Annotated in this window: 15 protein-coding genes; 10 read left to right on the top strand and 5 right to left on the bottom strand. The window is 44.0% G+C overall.

The genetic code is table 11. The features are described from left to right. Positions 1 to 107: 107 nt before the first annotated feature. Positions 108 to 500 (top strand): 50S ribosomal protein L17, encoded by a 393-nt coding sequence (gene rplQ / locus BZL35_RS04590; protein ID WP_106183082.1) that lies wholly within the window; start codon positions 108 to 110, stop codon positions 498 to 500. Positions 501 to 1006: 506 nt separating this feature from the next. Continuing rightward, positions 1007 to 2941 (top strand): protein-disulfide reductase DsbD, encoded by a 1935-nt coding sequence (gene dsbD, locus BZL35_RS04595; protein ID WP_106183083.1) that lies wholly within the window; start codon positions 1007 to 1009, stop codon positions 2939 to 2941. Here dsbD and hemB read toward each other — a convergent pair. Further along, the gene (gene hemB / locus BZL35_RS04600; RefSeq protein WP_106183084.1) at positions 2938 to 3936 is read right to left on the bottom strand and encodes a porphobilinogen synthase; all 999 of its coding nucleotides are present in this window, start codon (positions 3934 to 3936) and stop codon (positions 2938 to 2940) included. The genes dsbD and hemB overlap by 4 nt on opposite strands. A gap of 335 nt (positions 3937 to 4271) precedes the next feature. Continuing rightward, entirely contained in the window at positions 4272 to 4952 is a 681-nt protein-coding gene (yihA, locus tag BZL35_RS04610) for a ribosome biogenesis GTP-binding protein YihA/YsxC (RefSeq protein WP_106183086.1), read from the bottom strand. A 246-nt stretch (positions 4953 to 5198) separates the two neighbouring features. Between yihA and BZL35_RS04615 the strand changes: the two genes are divergently transcribed. The 3 genes from BZL35_RS04615 to ccsB all read left to right on the top strand — a co-directional run bounded on the left by BZL35_RS04615 (position 5199) and on the right by ccsB (position 9331). Beyond that, the gene (locus tag BZL35_RS04615) at positions 5199 to 5858 is read left to right on the top strand and encodes a c-type cytochrome (RefSeq protein WP_181276558.1); all 660 of its coding nucleotides are present in this window, start codon (positions 5199 to 5201) and stop codon (positions 5856 to 5858) included. A gap of 207 nt (positions 5859 to 6065) precedes the next feature. Further along, positions 6066 to 8135: a cytochrome c biogenesis protein ResB gene (locus BZL35_RS04620; RefSeq protein ID WP_245916358.1), complete on the top strand. Its 2070-nt coding sequence runs from the start codon at positions 6066 to 6068 to the stop codon at positions 8133 to 8135. A gap of 11 nt (positions 8136 to 8146) precedes the next feature. Beyond that, positions 8147 to 9331, top strand: a complete 1185-nt coding sequence (gene ccsB, locus BZL35_RS04625) for a c-type cytochrome biogenesis protein CcsB (RefSeq protein WP_106183142.1) — start codon at positions 8147 to 8149, stop codon at positions 9329 to 9331. 159 nt (positions 9332 to 9490) lie between these two features. Here the strand turns inward: ccsB and lysA are convergent, their stop codons facing one another. Continuing rightward, positions 9491 to 10759, bottom strand: a complete 1269-nt coding sequence (gene lysA / locus BZL35_RS04630) for a diaminopimelate decarboxylase (RefSeq protein WP_106183088.1) — start codon at positions 10757 to 10759, stop codon at positions 9491 to 9493. Positions 10760 to 10852: 93 nt separating this feature from the next. Beyond that, the gene (gene lptM, locus BZL35_RS05080) at positions 10853 to 11077 is read right to left on the bottom strand and encodes an LPS translocon maturation chaperone LptM (RefSeq protein ID WP_338032352.1); all 225 of its coding nucleotides are present in this window, start codon (positions 11075 to 11077) and stop codon (positions 10853 to 10855) included. A gap of 23 nt (positions 11078 to 11100) precedes the next feature. Here lptM and cyaY point away from each other — a divergent pair, with 23 nt between their 5' ends. Continuing rightward, entirely contained in the window at positions 11101 to 11421 is a 321-nt protein-coding gene (gene cyaY / locus BZL35_RS04640; RefSeq protein ID WP_106183090.1) for an iron donor protein CyaY, read from the top strand. Positions 11422 to 11479: 58 nt separating this feature from the next. On the opposite strand, the gene BZL35_RS04645 is transcribed toward cyaY, so the two are convergent. Continuing rightward, positions 11480 to 13891, bottom strand: a complete 2412-nt coding sequence (locus BZL35_RS04645) for a penicillin-binding protein 1A (protein ID WP_106183091.1) — start codon at positions 13889 to 13891, stop codon at positions 11480 to 11482. Between the two features lie 353 nt (positions 13892 to 14244). Here BZL35_RS04645 and BZL35_RS04650 point away from each other — a divergent pair, with 353 nt between their 5' ends. From BZL35_RS04650 to BZL35_RS04665, 4 genes are all read left to right on the top strand, one after another. Further along, positions 14245 to 14808, top strand: a complete 564-nt coding sequence (locus BZL35_RS04650; protein ID WP_106183092.1) for a shikimate kinase — start codon at positions 14245 to 14247, stop codon at positions 14806 to 14808. Between the two features lie 36 nt (positions 14809 to 14844). After that, a complete protein-coding gene (gene aroB, locus BZL35_RS04655) occupies positions 14845 to 15930 on the top strand; it encodes a 3-dehydroquinate synthase (protein ID WP_106183093.1) in 1086 nt (361 codons plus the stop codon). Positions 15931 to 15961: 31 nt separating this feature from the next. Beyond that, positions 15962 to 17098 carry a deoxyguanosinetriphosphate triphosphohydrolase gene (locus BZL35_RS04660; RefSeq protein WP_106183143.1) on the top strand — a complete coding sequence of 379 codons (1137 nt, stop codon included), beginning with the start codon at positions 15962 to 15964 and terminating at the stop codon, positions 17096 to 17098. Between the two features lie 166 nt (positions 17099 to 17264). After that, positions 17265 to 17966 carry a transposase gene (locus BZL35_RS04665; protein ID WP_106183094.1) on the top strand — a complete coding sequence of 234 codons (702 nt, stop codon included), beginning with the start codon at positions 17265 to 17267 and terminating at the stop codon, positions 17964 to 17966. Positions 17967 to 18219 lie beyond the last annotated feature (253 nt).

Genomic DNA, 18219 nt, shown 5'->3' on the forward strand with positions numbered 1-18219 from the left:
TTGGTCGAATGTGTAGTTTGCTGGATATACTTGAAATGATACCTCGGCCCGCGGCATTATGCCGATAGAAGAGCTCGATTGAAAATTTTGTTTAAAGGAAAGCTGAAATGCGTCACCGTCATGGTTTACGTAAACTAAATCGTACTAGTAAGCATCGGCTGGCTATGCTACGTAACATGTCGAATTCGTTGATTGAGCACGAAACAATTAAGACCACATTGCCGAAGGCTAAAGAACTGCGAAAGTTCGTTGAGCCGCTGATTACATTAGGTAGAAAATCTTCATTGGCGAATCGTCGTCTTGCTTTTAATCGTCTACGCGATCGTGATTCTGTAACTAAGCTATTTGAGGTTCTTGGTCCCCGTTTTTCTAATCGTCCCGGTGGCTATCTCCGTATTTTAAAAATGGGCTTCCGTGTTGGTGATAACGCGCCGATGGCATTTGTTGCACTGCTGGATCAGTCGGTAGCTGAAGAAAAAGTAGCAGAAGTCTTAGAATAAAACCAGTAATACTGCGTTCAGAATTAGAAAAAGCCAGGGGAAAACCCTGGCTTTTTCTTTGGAAGTTATGATATGAGGGATAGAGATGTTCTATAGTCGAAATTATGTGAAGGATAAGTAGGTCTTATGCGATTAGCCTGGTTGTCTAAGATCTAATAATTAGGTTACTACATTCCCTCATCATAGATGAGAAGCTTCCATGCTAAGGATTGAGTTTATTGCTAACTTGAAAGCTTACTATAAGTAAAAACACTTTTCTGATCGTTATGAGAATATTTCTAGACGTAACGAGTGTCGAAGCGGTGGGGAAATATTTTTACAAAGCTAAACGTGAGGTGTTACAGGAAATACTGCTGATCATTGAGACGAGAATTACATCGTGAAGTATTGTTGATGAGCAATTGAATTCATTAAGCAAATTTATCAGTAAAAAGTATGTAATATTACTTCTTGCTTCGTAAAAGCATAGGATTCAAGGTGGTAAAACGAGCATAGGGGAGTTTTATATGTTGGATAAGGTCCACAGAAGAATAATTTATCTAAGGATAATACACCTTGCTGGTTGTATATGCCGCTTTCGGATCTTATCTCTGACATGGATAATGTTATTGCTTGCTGCTATTTCTTATGCACGTGCAGAAAATTCTTTTCTTGCGATGAAGGAGGCCTTCCAAATTTCGGCTAGTGAAGTGCCTGGGATAATCGTTCTACATTGTGAGGTAGCAAAAGGCCATTACCTTTATCGTGAAGGGATGAAATTTACCGTTTCTGATGATCGGATACGATTGGGGACGGCGCATTTTCCAAAAGGTGAAGTGAAATATGATGAGATCCTAGATAAAGAGATGGAGGTGTATCAAGGTTCCATCGAAATTCGAATACCAGTAAAAGGTGTATTTAAACCTTTTAGTCTTAATGTGACCATGCGGGGTTGTTGTGTCGATCAGAAAATTTGTTATCCAGTACTCGAGAAGTCATTGAAGATTTCGGGGCTAGCACTAAGGAGTAAGGTTCCAACGATAATGAAAGATGGATCCTCCATTCGTCATGATGTGCCTCTCGATTCCAGGGAAATTTCTCTTTTAGAGAAGGGTAGTGACTCTTCGTTCGTTTCACGCGGTGACTTTAGATGGCTGGAGGACATTCTTATGGATAGTCACTTAGCCTTTGCACTCGTGGTTTTCTTTGTTCTTGGTGTTTTATTGGCGTTTACGCCTTGCATATTACCGATGTTGCCGATTTTGTCATCTATTGTTCTTCGATATGCCACAAGCCGTGGTAGTGCTATCAGTTTGGCGTTTGCCTATGTATGTGGAATGGCACTTGTGAATACAGCTATCGGTATGATAGCGGGTTTGCTTGGACAGGGACTGACTCCGATTTTACAGGCACCATGGATGCTGATGTTATTTGGATTTATTATGGTCTTATTGTCACTTTCCATGTTTGATTTTTACAAATTACAATTGCCCTCACAATTGTGTGAACGGATTAATGCTTTAGCGCATCGGGAAATTTCAGGTCAATTCTTGAGTGCTGCAGTGATGGGAATGTTGTCCGGTTTAATCGTTAGCCCTTGCGTTACGCCACCGTTGGCAGCTACGCTTGCTTTTATCGCTAAGGGAGGGGATGTTATATTTGGTGGTGCAATTCTATTTTTTCTATCACTAGGTATGGGCGTACCGCTTTTGATTGTAGCGGCAGGTCATGGGGCTTTACTGCCAAAGGCAGGTCCTTGGATGGATTGTGTTAAGAAATTTTTTGGTGGAATGCTGTTAGGTGTGGCGCTTTGGATCGTATATCCACTTTTGTCGACACAGGTTTTCTTGTTCGCATGGAGTGTACTTTTGTTGGTAAGTGCAAGTTTTTTGAGGGTCTTTGATAGCTTGCCGGATAGTGTTAATGGCTTTCGAAGATTGCTAAAAGGCATAGGTGTAGTGTTTGCATTGATGGGGATTGTAGCATTGCTTGGTGCATTCACAGGTGCTCGTGACCCGTTGAAACCTCTTTCTGGATGGATGAATTGGAAGGATGTTATATCTGTGGTGAATACACGGGATGCCTTGACGTACATCCCTGTACGTAATTTGGAGGATCTACGACGGCAACTGGTAATAGCGGGGAAGCCAGTAATGTTATTTTTTCATACGGACCGGTGCATTAGCTGTAATCAAATAGAACGTTTTACTTTTTCTGATCCTCGTGTGAATGCCGGTCTTCAGGAAATGGTCTTGTTGAGTGTGGATGTGACATCAAATACTCCGGCTGACCAGGAACTGCTTAAACAGTTCGGTTTGTTCGGAACGCCAGGCATTATTTTTTTTGATGCATCGGGACAGGAAGTCCCGGGATCACGGGTGGTTGGTTTTCAGTCAGCAGATCAATTTTTGAATAGCCTGGATGTGATTAGAAAAACATGTTTCGATATTAGCAGGTCTTAGCTCTTCGTGTTCAAAAGGCGTGCAGCATCGAGTGCAAAGTACGTAAGAATGCCATCGGCGCCGGCACGTTTGAAAGCTAATAAAGATTCCATCATTATTTTATCATGATGGACCCAACCGTTTTGTGCCGCAGCTTTCAGCATACTATATTCGCCGCTAACTTGGTAGACATAGGTTGGATATTTAAATTCATCTTTGACCCGACGTACGATGTCGAGATATGGCATACCTGGCTTGACCATTACCATATCCGCGCCTTCTTCGATGTCAAGTGCAACTTCGCGCAGTGCTTCATTTGAATTTGCGGGGTCCATCTGGTATGTCATCTTGTTGTTGCGGCCAAGATTTATAGCTGAGCCGACAGCATCTCGGAAAGGTCCATAGAATGCTGATGCGAATTTGGCTGCATATGCCATGATACGCGTATGGATGAAATCGTTTTCTTCGAGTGCTACACGTACAGCGCCAATGCGGCCATCCATCATGTCGGATGGAGCGACGATATCGACGCCTGCCTCGGCTTGAACTAATGCTTGTTGAACGAGTATTTCTGTGGTTGTATCGTTGATGACATAACCATTGTCATCTAACACACCATCTTGGCCATGGCTTGTGTAGGGGTCGAGCGCAACGTCTGTCAGCACACCTAGGGCTGGGAACGTGCGCTTGAGTGCCCGTACCGCGCGCGGGACTAGACCGTTTGGATCGACTGCAGCGATGCCATCTTGTGTTTTGAGGGAACCCTCGATGCTTGGAAAAAGTGCAATAACTGGTACGCCAAGTGTTACACATAAATCCGCAGTACGTAGCAGTTCATCGATGGATTGACGTTCAACTCCAGGCATTGAAGCGACGGCTTCCCTGCGATTTTCGCCTTCGATAATAAATACAGGATAGATCAGATCATCGGTTGTGAGTCGATTTTCGCGCATGAGGCGACGAGAGAAACTATCTCTTCGCATGCGACGTAGCCGACGGAGAGGAAAGGAGCTCATGGAGTGGTTTCCCTATAGTAGAATGTTACCCTTGGTAAGGGTAATAAAAATTTCGGCGCCGACGTAATACTTGGAGATTTTTGAGATGTCGAAACATTTTCATCTTGAATTTTCGGAAAGTAGTATAGGCAACTATTCTTCTGCACTTTTCGCTTCTTCCTCCTGCCTGAGATTTTTTATCTTAGGATCGATTTTATTTGAAATTGCTGTACTCATACGATAGTTTTTATAGATAGAGTTTCGCAGTGTACAGTGGTGTTTCCTTTTAAAATGCCAGATACGATTGGCGATGCCTAGATCTATATCAATGATTCCTCTGTTGAAAAGGGGGTGGCTTATTTCTTTGATATAGAATTCCTGGAGATGTTCAGCCATGCTTCGAGTTGTAGTTGTGCGGTATGAACCCCGATGCGCTTGAGCGACGAAAATAATTGTACGGTGAATTGTGGCTGTGCAGTAAGGGAAATGTCTTCTGAAGAAATTTCTTCCCTGCGTAGATAATTTCTCAGCATCTCTTCTACTACACGTAAAATATTGGTTGACTCTTGACGCGTTAGTTTATCGGATTTCGTTAATAAGACGTGAATAGGGAGACCTGTTGGCAAGAACCAATTAATTAGCTGGGCATCGAGTTCAGTAAATGGGTGTCGAGAATCCATCATTAAGACAAGGCCACGTAACTGTGGTCGATGCACTAGATAGTCAGCCAGAAGTTTCTGCCACTTGGTCTTTACACTATTACTAACCTTTGAATAACCGTAGCCAGGTAAGTCGACCAGATAACCGTAAAGACGCTGGGGTTTATTGGTCCCTACCGCAAAGTAGTTGATGTACTGAGTCCGTCCCGGCGTCTTACTTGAGAAAGCAAGACGTTTTTGGTTGCATAGTATATTTAATGCAGTGGATTTTCCGGCATTGGATCGACCAGCGAACGCGATCTCAGGTACTGAGGTCTGTGGTAGATCATTCAGGTAATTGATAGTCGTAAAAAAACTAGCTTGGTGTAGTACAGACATTAAGGTAACACGCAATAAGCACGAGCTAGACACAGGAGGTCGATACTACCTCCTCTACAATGGAGGAACGGTAATCGAACCTATAAGTTTATTGTACAATATAAAAGTTATATACGGCTTTCCTATGCCTATAAAAAAATGTCTCATTCCTCGTGACTAGAATACTAGCAAATGATGGTAGGTGCTTTGTATGAGTATGGTCGAAAGTCCTGCTAATTTTCTGAAAAAACAAGATAAGTTGTGCGAATGGACCGAATTTCTAAAATTTTCGCAGCAACATCAATAGCGTTATCAATTTTTGCTGCAAGTTTTTTCGCAAAAGCAACGGATATGCTATCGATTAAGTCGGATCTCAAAAGAGGGCAGGCGGTTGCTGCCCAGGTTTGTGTATCTTGTCATGCGATCGATGCGAAAAGTCTTTCTGAAGTTTATCCCAGCCTTGCTGGACAACACGCGGACTACTTATATCAGCAATTGAAAGACTTCCAGCTACAGCCTGGTGCTCAGGAACCACAGCGTAATAACAAAATCATGGAAGCTATGGTGGCTATTTTAAGCGATCAGGACATGCGCGATGTTGTTGATTATTACGCGTCTCAGAAGGAACAGAGAGGCTTGGCGCATCATGATAACCCTAACAGTAGCATTCTTGGTGAAAAAATTTTCCGAGGTGGAATTAGTCAAAAAGGTGTGCCCGCGTGTGTCGCTTGTCACGGACCAGATGGGGGTGGTATGCCTTCGCAATATCCCCGTTTGAGGGGTCAGAATTCTGCTTATACTCAGGCACAATTGATTGCTTTTCGTGATGAAACTCGAGTTAATAATGTTGCTATGCAGGTTATTGCGTCACGCCTTTCTGATGACGAGATTATGGCTTTAGCAGATTACATTGCTGATTTACGCTAGCGATTGCATGCTAAAAAACATGGTTAATCCGCAGCGATTCACTTATGCGGAAATGATTTCGCATAAGCTAGTGTGCTCAAATTTGAACTCGCCGCTCTTTTTATTTTTAGATTTAGAAAAAGAAGAGTTATGAGCGCCAGAACTTCAGGAATATCTCCTCAGAGAGAGTGTCGATGGTGTCGGTACAGTATTGAAATCATCAGTTCGATGCGTTTTGCTATCAGTTTACTAATGGTACTGGCTATTGTTAGCAGTATCGGTACTATCATTAAGCAGAACGAGCCTTATACAAATTACGTTAATAAATTTGGACCGTTTTGGGCTGAAAATTTTCGAGTATTGGGTCTTTTTTCTGTATACAGCTCAGGATGGTTTCTTGCGATCCTTGGTTTTTTGATGATATCGACGGTACTTTGTGTTTTTCGTAATGCGCCGAAGATCATTGCTGACATTCGCAACTGGCGTGATGATATATGTGAAGGTAGTCTCAGATCATTTGATTTTCAGGCAGAGTTTATTAGTTTTGTCCCGCGTTCGGAGATACTGACACGTGTCAGAAAATATATTGAACGTCGTGGTTACCGCTCTCTGGTGCGTGAGCGTGATGGTGCAACATTTTTAGCGGCCAAGATTGGGACTGTTAACAAAATCGGTTACCTCTTCATTCATATCGCGATCGTCATTATTTTTTTTGGAGGTGTACTTGACAGTGACTTATTGATTCGGGCGCAGATTTTTCTATTTGATAAAACCTTGATACAAGACAATCAGGTGATTCCGGAAATTTCGAAAAATCATCGACTTTCATCTGAAAATCCGACATTTCGTGGCCATGCATTCATCCCGGAAGGTGGTCATTCATCCACAGCTATTCTTAATTTTCATGACGGCGCGCTGATTCAGGAGTTACCGTTTTCTATAGAGCTTAAGAAATTTCATGTTGATTATTATTCAACAGGCGTACCGAAGCTGTTTAGCAGTGACATTGTGTTGGCCAATTCTCTCGATGGAAAGTCGCTGCATGCGACGATCAAGGTTAATGAGCCATTCCACTACAAAGGGGTGACAATCTATCAGTCTAGCTTCGAAGATGGTGGTAGCAAATTGAGACTGATTGGATATCCGATGACTGGCCCAAAGCATACATCGTTTGATGTCTTGGGTGAAGTTGGTGACACAATAAAATTAACTAATATGTTGAGTGCAAAAAGGAATGCGCTTGATTACTCGATCGAGTTGAGCGATTTTCGGTCGTTCAATGTTGAAAGTGTCCCTAATGCTAGCGAGGGAAGGGCTGCTCCAAGTGTTAAAAAACACTCTTTGCGTGCTGATTTAAGCCAATATTTTGGGTCAGGTGCGCCTAGTTTTCTGTACAAAGATTTTCGCAATGTGGGACCATCTGTGCAGTACAAAATTCGCGATCGTACCGGACAGGAAAGGGAGTACCACAATTACATGTCTCCGATTCTTCTTGAAGATGGTCAGTACGTTTTCATGAGTGGAGTGCGCGATGTGCCAGATGCTAGGTTTCAATATCTTCGGATTCCCGCGGATGCGGAGATGTCCGTAAAACAATGGATGTTGCTGCGTGCAGCGCTTTCTGACGAAAAAGCACGTACTGAAGCGGTACGTCGCTTTGTTCTTGAGTCTTTACCTGCCGCCGGGTCGGAACAGAATTTTCATGCTGAACTTTTGCAGAGCGCTAAGCGTGAACTTGATCTATTCGCTGGTGCGGTGGCAGCAGTAGAAGGTCGTCAACCGGCAGGAGGGCTACAGGCAATTACGGATTTTATTACTACATATGTACCAATTACACAGCAAGCGAGTGCAGCGCATATATTCCACCGTATTTTGTATAGCACAGTATGGCATTTGTGGCAGGTGGCACGTGAGGGTGAGGGGTTGCCCCTAGCTCAGTTGAGTCCTGACAATAGTCGATTTATTCATGTAGCAATCAATGCGTTGTCAGATCATTTTTTGTATGCGGCTCCTGTATTTTTGCAACTGAATTCATTTGATCAAATTCAAGCCAGTGTTTTTCAATTGACCCGCTCGCCTGGTAAGAAAATAGTCTATTTTGGTGGTTTTTTGTTAGTGCTTGGTATTTTCTCGATGTTCTATATTCGTGAACGGCGTTTGTGGTTATTGGTGAAAGTGAGAAAGCATGGTGGTAGTTCTGTGCTTATGGCCTCATCAACGACGCGTCACGCGCTTGATTTCAATCGAGAGTTCGAGCGTATGAAAGAGGAAATAGCAGTGTTGGTCGAGACAAAATAAAGGTGAGAGATATGCGGTTTTCTGAAAGTTATCACAATACGTCTTGTCTCCAACGTCACACCTTGGGTGATTGGATGTTTGCAGTGGCACTGATTGTAGGTGGTGGATTTTCACTGAACTACTATAAACATTTCATGAATGGCTATGAGCAGATTATTCTGATCTTTAAAGTGTATGGGTGCATATTGTTGGGGTGGCACTGGCCCGCATCTCGTTTCTTGGTGGCCGCTGTGGCTGCACTCTCCTTGTTAAGTATCGGTTTATATCAGGCCGATTTGGGACGAGCTGATCAGATATTTTTGCTCAAGTATTTATTGTCCAGCCAGTCGGCTATTCTTTGGATGAGCACTCTCTTTTTTTTATCGACACTATTTTTCTGGGGAGGTTTATTGAGATCTTCTTCTGTGGGAGAGGATATTGGCGTGATGCTATGTTGGGCAGCTGTTCTATTTGGATTTGTAGGTATGATGGTACGCTGGTATGAGTCATACCTTGTGGGTGTGGATGTTGGGCATATCCCTATTTCAAATCTTTATGAGGTTTTCGTGCTTTTTTGTTTAGTGACAGCATTATTTTATTTATACTATGAGCGACGTTATAAGATACGTCAGGTTGGGCCTTTTGTATTGTTTCTCATTAGTGTATCAGTCAGTTTTCTTGTCTGGTATAGCGTAGGGCGGGGTGCATATGAAATTCAACCACTGTTGCCAGCATTGCAGAGCTGGTGGATGAAAATTCATGTTCCAGCCAATTTTATTGGATATGGTGCATTCTCTTTTGCAGGTATGGCAGCGGTTGCTTATCTAATAAAAGCTCGTGAACAAAAAAAACTTCTGATATCAGGAGCGTCACTTGATTGTGGATTTTTTTCATCACGACTGCCATCACTTGTGTCGCTCGATGATGTGATCTACAAGGCGATTACTGTAGGTTTTTCTTTCTTCACAATTGCGACGATTCTAGGTGCCTTATGGGCTGCTGATGCTTGGGGGGGATACTGGAGTTGGGATCCAAAGGAAACGTGGGCATTGATTGTCTGGCTGAATTATGCGGCTTGGCTACATATGCGTCTTATTAAAGGGCTGCGTGGCGTGGTTCTGGCTTGGTGGGCGTTGATGGCTTTGCTTGTAACGACGTTTTCATTCCTTGGTGTCAATATGTTCTTGTCGGGGTTGCATAGCTATGGGCAACTTTGAGCTGTAATATTTGGGACTAGAGTAAGCGCAAAGTTGCATTATCTCTGATTTCTTTATTATGGTTTTATTGTGTGGAGCTTCACATAATAAAACCATAACAGTATTACGGCATGTAGCGATAGCGGCATTATTGCCTCAAATTCATTGTGCTGAAGGAATTCACTTTGGTAGTAAATGCTCGTTAGCGAACAGTGACTCGATTGTTTCACGTTCTCGAACAAGATGGGCTTCACTGCCATCGACTATAATTTCAGCGGCACGTGGACGAGTATTGTAATTTGAGCTCATGCTGAAACCATAAGCTCCTACCGAATGGATTGCGAGTAAGTCGTTGGTTTCTATGTTGAGCAATCGATCACGGCCTAGCCAGTCTCCGCTTTCGCAAACGGGCCCAACAACGTCGTAAAGTGTTTCGTTGTCATTTTCTCGCCGAATTACGGGTACGATATTGTGGTATGCCCCATACATTGCAGGGCGCGTGAGATCATTCATTGCTGCATCGACGATAGCGAAATTTTTTGTTTCAGTTGGTTTCAGAAAGGACACTTTTGTGAGTAGTATGCCTGCATTACCTACCAATGAACGTCCTGGTTCAAACAATACTTGACGATGGCCGAGGCCACGTTCTGCTAAGTGGCTTAGGAGCTGAGATGCGAATGTGCTGCCATCTGGAGGAGTCTCATCATCAGAATAGGTTATGCCTAGGCCGCCACCAACATCGATGTGATGGAGTGAAATATTCTCTGCCTCCAGTTGATGAACGAGATCCATCACTTTGTCGATGGCATTGAGATATGGTGACACTTCGGTAATCTGTGAACCAATGTGGCAATCAATGCCGACGATTTGCAGATGCGATAGTTGCAAGGCTTCGCGATAAGTGCTGAGTGCTTCTTCGTAGGCCACGCCAAACTTATTACCTCGAAGGCCGGTGGAAATATATGGATGTGTTTTGGCGTCAACGTTTGGGTTGACCCGAATGGATAACCGTGCGCGTTTGCCTACTTCGCGTGCTACGGCATTTAAACGAGTCAATTCAGAGCGTGATTCAACGTTGAAGCAAAAGACGTCTTTTTCGAGTGCGTATCGCATTTCATCGTCATGTTTACCCACACCAGAGAAAACAACGCGGTTAGGATTTCCCCCCGCGGCAATGACACGGGATAACTCACCGGCCGAGACTATATCAAACCCTGCGCCAAGCTCCGCGAATAAGCTAAGTACGGCAAGATTTGAGTTTGCTTTTACCGCATAATGAATGGTGGCATTTTTCCCTTTACAGGCATTTGAATACGCGTCATATGCTTGCGTTAGTGCAGCTTTCGAGTAGATATACAAGGGGGTGCCGAAACGTTCTGCAAGTTCAGATAGCGAAAACGCTTCGGCATGGAGTACGTCATCACGATAGGTAAAAAAGGCGTTGGTCATAAAAATATTTAGTGAAAGCAGGTAAATATGGAAAAAATAAAAATCACCTTAATCTGCTATGAAGTGTGCCGAGGAATCAACGACAAGTACCTCTCAAGAATGATCTTCTTTCCCAATTGTCGGTGTGGGTATCGGGCCCACTGGCGGAGCAACAATGCTATGAAGAGGAGTAGTTGGTAAATAGAGCGGACCAGTTTGACCACAACCAGCAGTTAATATACTGAGAGTACCTAGGATTTTAATCGACGCTACAATTGCGCGTATTCGAGTGAATGATGCTGTCATGAAGGGAAGGTATCTCGTAGGACATAAGTGCATTGATCGAAAGGATGGAGTTTATCATGACAGAAAGTGAATTTTTATCTATGGGTGAAGCGGTGTTGGCAAAGGTGGAGGTCGGTTTGGAGACAAGTGGGGCTGATGTGGACTGTGAGCGAACCGGCAATGTTCTGACGCTGACTTTTGATGGAGGTAGCAAAATCATCATCAATTTACAAACGGTAATGCGTGAAATTTGGGTGGCGTCCTGTTCAGGCGCGTTCCATTATCGTTTTTGTGATGATCGATGGTATGACACGCGAGATGGCAGTGAATTCTTCCAGGCGTTATCAGGTTTTGCTACGGAACATGCAGACCGGGCAGTGATGCTTAATTCTTTCTGACAGGACCCGATTTTGCATGGGGTGAGTGCGTTCGAATACGAGGGGCATGCAGCAGTCATTATGGGTTTCCCCCATTTAATGTTTTTTGGAACCAGTCCAGAATCCGTTGACGTTCTTGCGTGGCGATTGATTCTGGAGGTGATGCTCCATTTGAGGAGGAAATTTCTTCTGCTAGTCCTATAGAGTCGATAGCCTTCCCTGGAGGACAATCATCGTAGAAATAGTCACCATTGGTTTGTATTAAGCCATTGGGCATTATGGGCGTTTTTTCCGGCACACCACGCAGTGCTTTCTGCATATAGTCGATCCAGATTGGTAGGGCGAGTCCCCCTCCAGTTTCTCGATCACCGAGATTACGCGGTTTATCGAAGCCGATCCATGCAACCCCTACAAGTTGAGCTTGATAGCCAGCAAACCAAGCATCATGTGAGTCGTTCGTTGTTCCTGTTTTCCCCGCAAGATCGCTTCGTTTTAGCGCATTCGTTTTGGTTGCTGTGCCTCGTGTAGCGACATCGTGCAACATGGAATTCATAATAAATGCATTCCGTGCGGAGATAGCACGGATGGATTCATCACCTGCTGTAATCGGTTTCTCTTCCATTATTGTATGACCATTAACGTCAGTAATTCGGGCAATAATAAATGGTTCGACGCGAAAACCTTCATTAGCAAACACGGCATATGCACTGGCCATCTGTAATGGAGTGACAGCGCCTGCGCCTAGTGCCATTGGTAAATAGGCAGGGTGTTTTTCGGCTTCGAAACCAAAACGGCCTATATACTGTTGTGCATACAATGTGGTGATATTGTCCAGAATTCGGATCGAAACGAGATTGCGTGATCGCATGAGTGCAACGCGCATCGACATAGGCCCTTCAAATCGACCATCATAGTTTTTCGGCTCCCAGTGATGGCCACCTGCTTCGGCCGCTGATAGCACAAAAGGGGAGTCATTGACGATCGTGGTAGGTGAAAAGCCTTTTTCTAATGCGCTTGAATAAATAAATGGTTTAAAGCTAGATCCGGGTTGACGCCATGCCTGTGTCACGTGATTGAATTTGTTGCGATTGAAATCAAAACCACCAATGAGGGAACGAATAGCTCCGTTTTTTGGATCGAGAGAAATAAATGCTGCCTCAATTTCTGGCATCTGTACGATGCGCCAAGAGTCCTTACTATCTTGAATTATGCGAATAACAGATCCTGCGCGAATTTTTATCTTCGTTTGTGCTTTGGGGGATAACCCTGCTGCTGCGAATCGCAAGCTGTTGCCTGTCAAGGTGATATGATCTCCATTCAGTAAGATGACTTTAACTTGCTGTGGTGATGCCGAAAGTACCATGGCTGAAATTAGGTCGCCACTGTTTGGGTGCTCGATTAGCGTATCTTCAATTAATTGTTCTCGTTCGTTGGCGTTCGCGGGTAGATTGATACTGACTTCTGGACCACGATAACTGTGTCGTAGTTCATAACTCATGACGCCTTTGCGTATTGCTTCATAAGCAGCTTCTTGGTCTGCGGAATTGATCGTGGTATAAACATTAAAGCCACGTGTGTAGATTTCATCTTTAAACTGTGCATAGAGTAATTTTCGAACCATTTCCGAAACGTATCCAGCATATACATTTAATTGATTTTTAATGCCGTGTATAAGCAACTTTTGCGCATTCGCATTCTTATATTGATCTTTCGTGATGTAGCCGAGGTTTAACATACGTTTTAGGATATATGTTTGTCGCACTCGCGCACGATTGTAATTTACAATCGGATTGTAGGCTGATGGGGCTTTCGGTAGTCCGGCCAACATTGCGGCTTCAGCTAGCGTGATGTCCTTCAAATTTTTCCCAAAATATATGCGTGCTGCACTCGAGAAACCGTAAGCTCGCTCTCCGAGATAGATCTGATTCATGTAAAGCTCAAGAATCTCATCCTTCGTAAGACGCGACTCAATCTTGTATGCAAGTAATACTTCATAAATTTTTCTGAGATAGGTTTTTTCGCTTGATAGGAAAAAATTGCGTGCTACTTGCATAGTAATCGTGGAAGCCCCTTGTGAGGCCCCACCTTTCATTAGATTCATTAAACTCGCGCGGAAGATACCAAAAAAATCGACACCGCCATGCTGATAAAAACGATCATCCTCAATGGCAAGTACCGCTTTCTTCATCACTTCTGGTATGTCTTGGATGCGTACCAGATTCCGATGTTCTTCACCGAATTCGCCGATTTGTACATCATCTGCTGTATAGATGCGCAGTGGTATTTTGGGCTGATAATCGACGATGGTATCGAGTGATGGTAATTGCGGCGTCATCACGATAAGTATGTAGCCGACAAACAATATCCCGCATGCTAGTATGGGGGTGATTACTCTGAAGCTAAACAGGGCGATCCTCGACCAGAATGGATAGAGTTTTGAAGAAGGATGGAGTTTATCACGCGGGATATTATTTTCTGGGTTGTGAGTCATGGGTGCATCCGAAAACAATGTTGGATCGATTATGCTTCTGGTTTTTGGGAGCGCTTGTCGTTTAATCTGCCAATGGAGGTGGAATATAGAAAAAATTATGTTCCATAATTTCTATCTTGGAACGGATGCGTTGATTTATTGGATAAAATAGACGATAACATGGATACCTCATTCGCTGTTGATAGCATGCAGCATGATTCGTCTTCGGGAGACAATTATTCTTTCGTCTGAAGAGACTACAGATTCCGTTTATGGGGACCTAATGTTTTTTGCTCTCGATCACTTCATGAGAAGTGTACGCCTGAAGAGATATCCCGGTATCATGATGAAATAATATTGAATGACAGTTATTTATGCGGGGTAATATATTTTTTGTTGGTCTGATGGGTGCTGGTAAGACGACGATTGGGCGCGTTGTGGCACGTCGCCTCGGTTGGTCTTTTTTCGATTCTGACCATGAAATACAGGAACGCACAGGCATGCGAATTCCTGTTCTCTTTGAACATGAAGGTGAGGACGGATTTCGCCTGCGCGAAGCGCAGGTGATCAATGAACTCACTCAGCGTCAAGGAATTGTGCTTGCGACGGGAGGTGGAGCTGTACTTCGGTCCGATAATCGTGAAAATCTGAAACAACGTGGTACAGTCGTATACTTGCGAGCGAGCCCACATGATCTTTGGCTTCGTACTCGTCACGACAAGAACCGGCCATTACTGCAAACGGCCGATCCACATGCACGTTTGGAGCAATTATTCCAGGAGCGTGATCCTTTGTACCTGGAGTGTGCGACCTTTGTAATTGAGACAGGCCATCCTAGCGTAAATACGCTCGTTATCATGATCTTGATGCAACTTGAAACCGTTGGTATCGTACCAATGGCCCAGTGCGAAGAGGTTATTTCACCCTTGTCGAGTTGAGAGGGTCCCCTAAACGATATTTGAACGTTATTGCTGATGATTAACTTAACAGTCGACTTGGGAACACGTAGTTATCCAATTCATATCGGCACGGGCTTGCTCTCGCAGCCGGCGCTTTTTGCTCCATATATTCTTGGGCAGAAAGCCATTATTGTGACGAATGTTACTGTTGAACCTTTATACGTTGAGCGGGTTGTTAAGTCATTAAGAACTCTTGGGAAACACGTGTCGACGGTGACGTTACCCGATGGTGAGGCGCATAAAAATTGGCAGGCATTGAACTTGATTTTTGACGCGTTGCTTGGTGCGCAGGCAGATCGAAAAACGACATTATTAGCGCTTGGTGGTGGTGTTATTGGTGATATGACAGGATTTGCTGCTGCATGTTACATGCGGGGCGTGCCATTCGTGCAGTTACCAACTACGCTCCTGGCTCAAGTTGATTCATCTGTCGGGGGTAAAACGGGGATTAATCATCCTCTTGGTAAAAATATGATTGGGGCTTTCTGGCAGCCAAGTGCGGTGCTGGCAGATATGGAGACCTTGAAAACATTGCCTGAGCGAGAGCTCTCCGCTGGGATTGCGGAAATCATTAAACATGGTGCCATTGCTGATTCAATCTATTTTGACTGGATTGAAGCGAACATTGAAAAGTTGAATACTTGTGATCTCGAAGTATTAGCCTACGCAGTTCAATCTTCCTGTGAAATAAAAGCTAGGGTCGTGGCTAGCGATGAGAAGGAGCAAGGTGAACGCGCAAACCTCAATTTTGGTCATACATTTGGTCATGCGATTGAAGCTGGTCTTGGGTATGGTAAGTGGTTACATGGCGAAGCTGTGGGGTGTGGCATGGTGATGGCGACTGATCTTTCGATGCGTTTGGGGTTCATTGATCCTTCCTTGATTGCCCGTCTGAGAGCACTTTTGACAGCAGCCCGGCTACCGGTGATTGGTCCTGCGTTGGGTGAAGATCGCTATATTGACTTGATGCGCGTTGATAAAAAAGCCGATGCAGGTGAAATTCGCTTCGTTTTGCTAAAAAAACTGGGTGAAGCCTTCATGACAACTGTACCTGATATTCATTTGCGCGCTACGCTTCATGATTGCGTTGTGAGATCATAAGGCTAATTTTTTCACTCGCAGAGGATAAATGATGCTTGCTTATGAAGCTTCCTTAGCTCCGTTTGCGGTGCGTTCTGCTGACACCCGAGGTAGGCGTTATACTGAAATTTCTTCCGGTACACGTAGCGAGTTTCAACGTGATCGCGACCGAATTATTCATTCCACTGCATTCCGTCGACTTGAGTATAAGACACAAGTTTTTGTCAATCACGAGGGTGATTTGTTTCGTACTCGGCTCACGCATAGTTTGGAAGTTGCCCAGATTGGGCGGGCCATTGCGCGTAATTTGCATGTAAATGAAGATCTTGTCGAGGCTGTATCACTTGCCCATGATTTGGGGCATACGCCATTTGGTCACGCGGGTCAGGATGCACTTAACGAATGTATGCGGGACTTCGGTGGATTTGAGCATAATTTGCAAAGTTTGATTGTCGTCGAGGAGCTCGAGGAGCATTACGGTGGTTTCAATGGACTGAATCTTTGCTTTGAGACACGCGAAGGTATTCTGAAGCATTGCTCATCAAGGAATGCGATGCGTCTAGGTGATATTGGATTAAGATTTTTGCTAGGACATCAACCTAGTTTCGAGGCTCAGATCGCTAACTTCGCTGATGAAATTGCCTACAATAATCATGATATTGACGATGGGTTGCGCTCTGGTTTGTTAAAGCTTGAACAGTTGGATAAGGTGCCAATCTGGCACCGTTTTTTTCAGGAGGCACGCAGTACATGGCCAGGTATCGGTGGGCGACGGATTATTAATGAGACGATACGACGTATTATTAATGCACTAATCGTTGATTTGACTGTGACGACTCGCCGACAGATTTCAGATTTCTCGCCGGCTTCATCTGACGATGTTCGTCAGATGAAGCCGCTGGTGACTTTTAGTCCAGAGATGCGTGAAGAGGCTACGAGGCTTAAGAGTTTTTTATTCGAAAATTTGTATCGTCATTACGTGGTTATGCGTATGACCTACAAGGCTAAATTTATTATACAGTCCCTGTTTAATGCTTTTCTCGATGATCCTCGATTATTGCCGCCCGCATATCGCCAAGCGGATACTGCCAACCAACCACGCTGGATATCCCACTACATTGCGGGAATGACGGATCGTTATGCATACAAAGAATATCGTCGTCTATTTTCAGTTGAGCCACTGCTGTAATGAATGAGCCAATTACTACTTTCGTAGTGATGTTGTCATTGGGTAAATATAATGATCAGGCTATCTGGATTCTTGAGCGTTGAAGAGGATTCGTATTCTATTACAGAAACATCTGATGCCGAGATAATAGGGCTTTCAAAGTTATTGCTCTAGAAAAATTTCTAAAATGGCTCGTCTACCTCGACTTTTTATTCCTTTTCAACCGCAGAACCTTATTCTGCGCGGTAATAACAGGCAGTTGATTTTTGTTGACGACGCAGATCGGTATATCTTTCTGAGCCGATTATATGATGTTTCACATGTACATGGTTTAGCAATTCATGCGTATTGCCTGATGCCGAATCATTTACATTTATTGGCAACACCGACAACTCAGCACAGTTTGGCGAATACGCTACAAGCACTTGGCTGTCATTATGTGTTGTACTTTAACCGCCGTCATGAGCGTACAGGCACCCTGTGGGAGGGCCGTTACCGTGCCACGGTCATTGAGGCGGAGCGTTACCTGTTGCTTTGTAGCCGATATATTGAGCTTAATCCGGTGCGTGCTGGCCTTGTCGACTCTCCAGGTAGCTACTCTTGGTCGAGTTACCCGCATCACGTTGGATTGAGGAGTGATTGTCTTTTGACAGATCATGAGCTTTACTGGGCGCTTGGTAACACGCCATTTGAGAGGCAAAACAGATATGCAGAAATGTTCTCGAAGCCAATCCTTGATAAGGATTTGGATGCATTGCGCATATCCACGCAAAAAGAGTGGTTGCTTGGAAGTATTGAATATCAAGAGCGTATGAGATTGGAGGCCAATCGTCGTATACAACCATTATCTCCTGGGCGCCCACGTAGAGTGAAAATGATGCAATCCTAAATTGTTGCTACAACCTTTTAAAATAATATATGACCCTAATAAAAATACATCTCAATAGTTATTTTTTAAATTAAAACCTGACCCTAAATTAAAATCTTTGTCAATCATATTTTCCTGGCGTATATTCAAAACTGGGCTCATGGTATCGCGTGAAAAACTATGCGTGCAAAAATTCAGCTCGGAGCTCATACACATCATAAGTGAGCGTTTAAGTTTGTGATCGTGCATCCGGTTGCTGGTCTGGCAACCTTAC

This window comes from Candidatus Pandoraea novymonadis (genome assembly GCF_003004665.1).
Taxonomy (GTDB): Bacteria; Pseudomonadota; Gammaproteobacteria; order Burkholderiales; family Burkholderiaceae; genus Pandoraea; species Pandoraea novymonadis.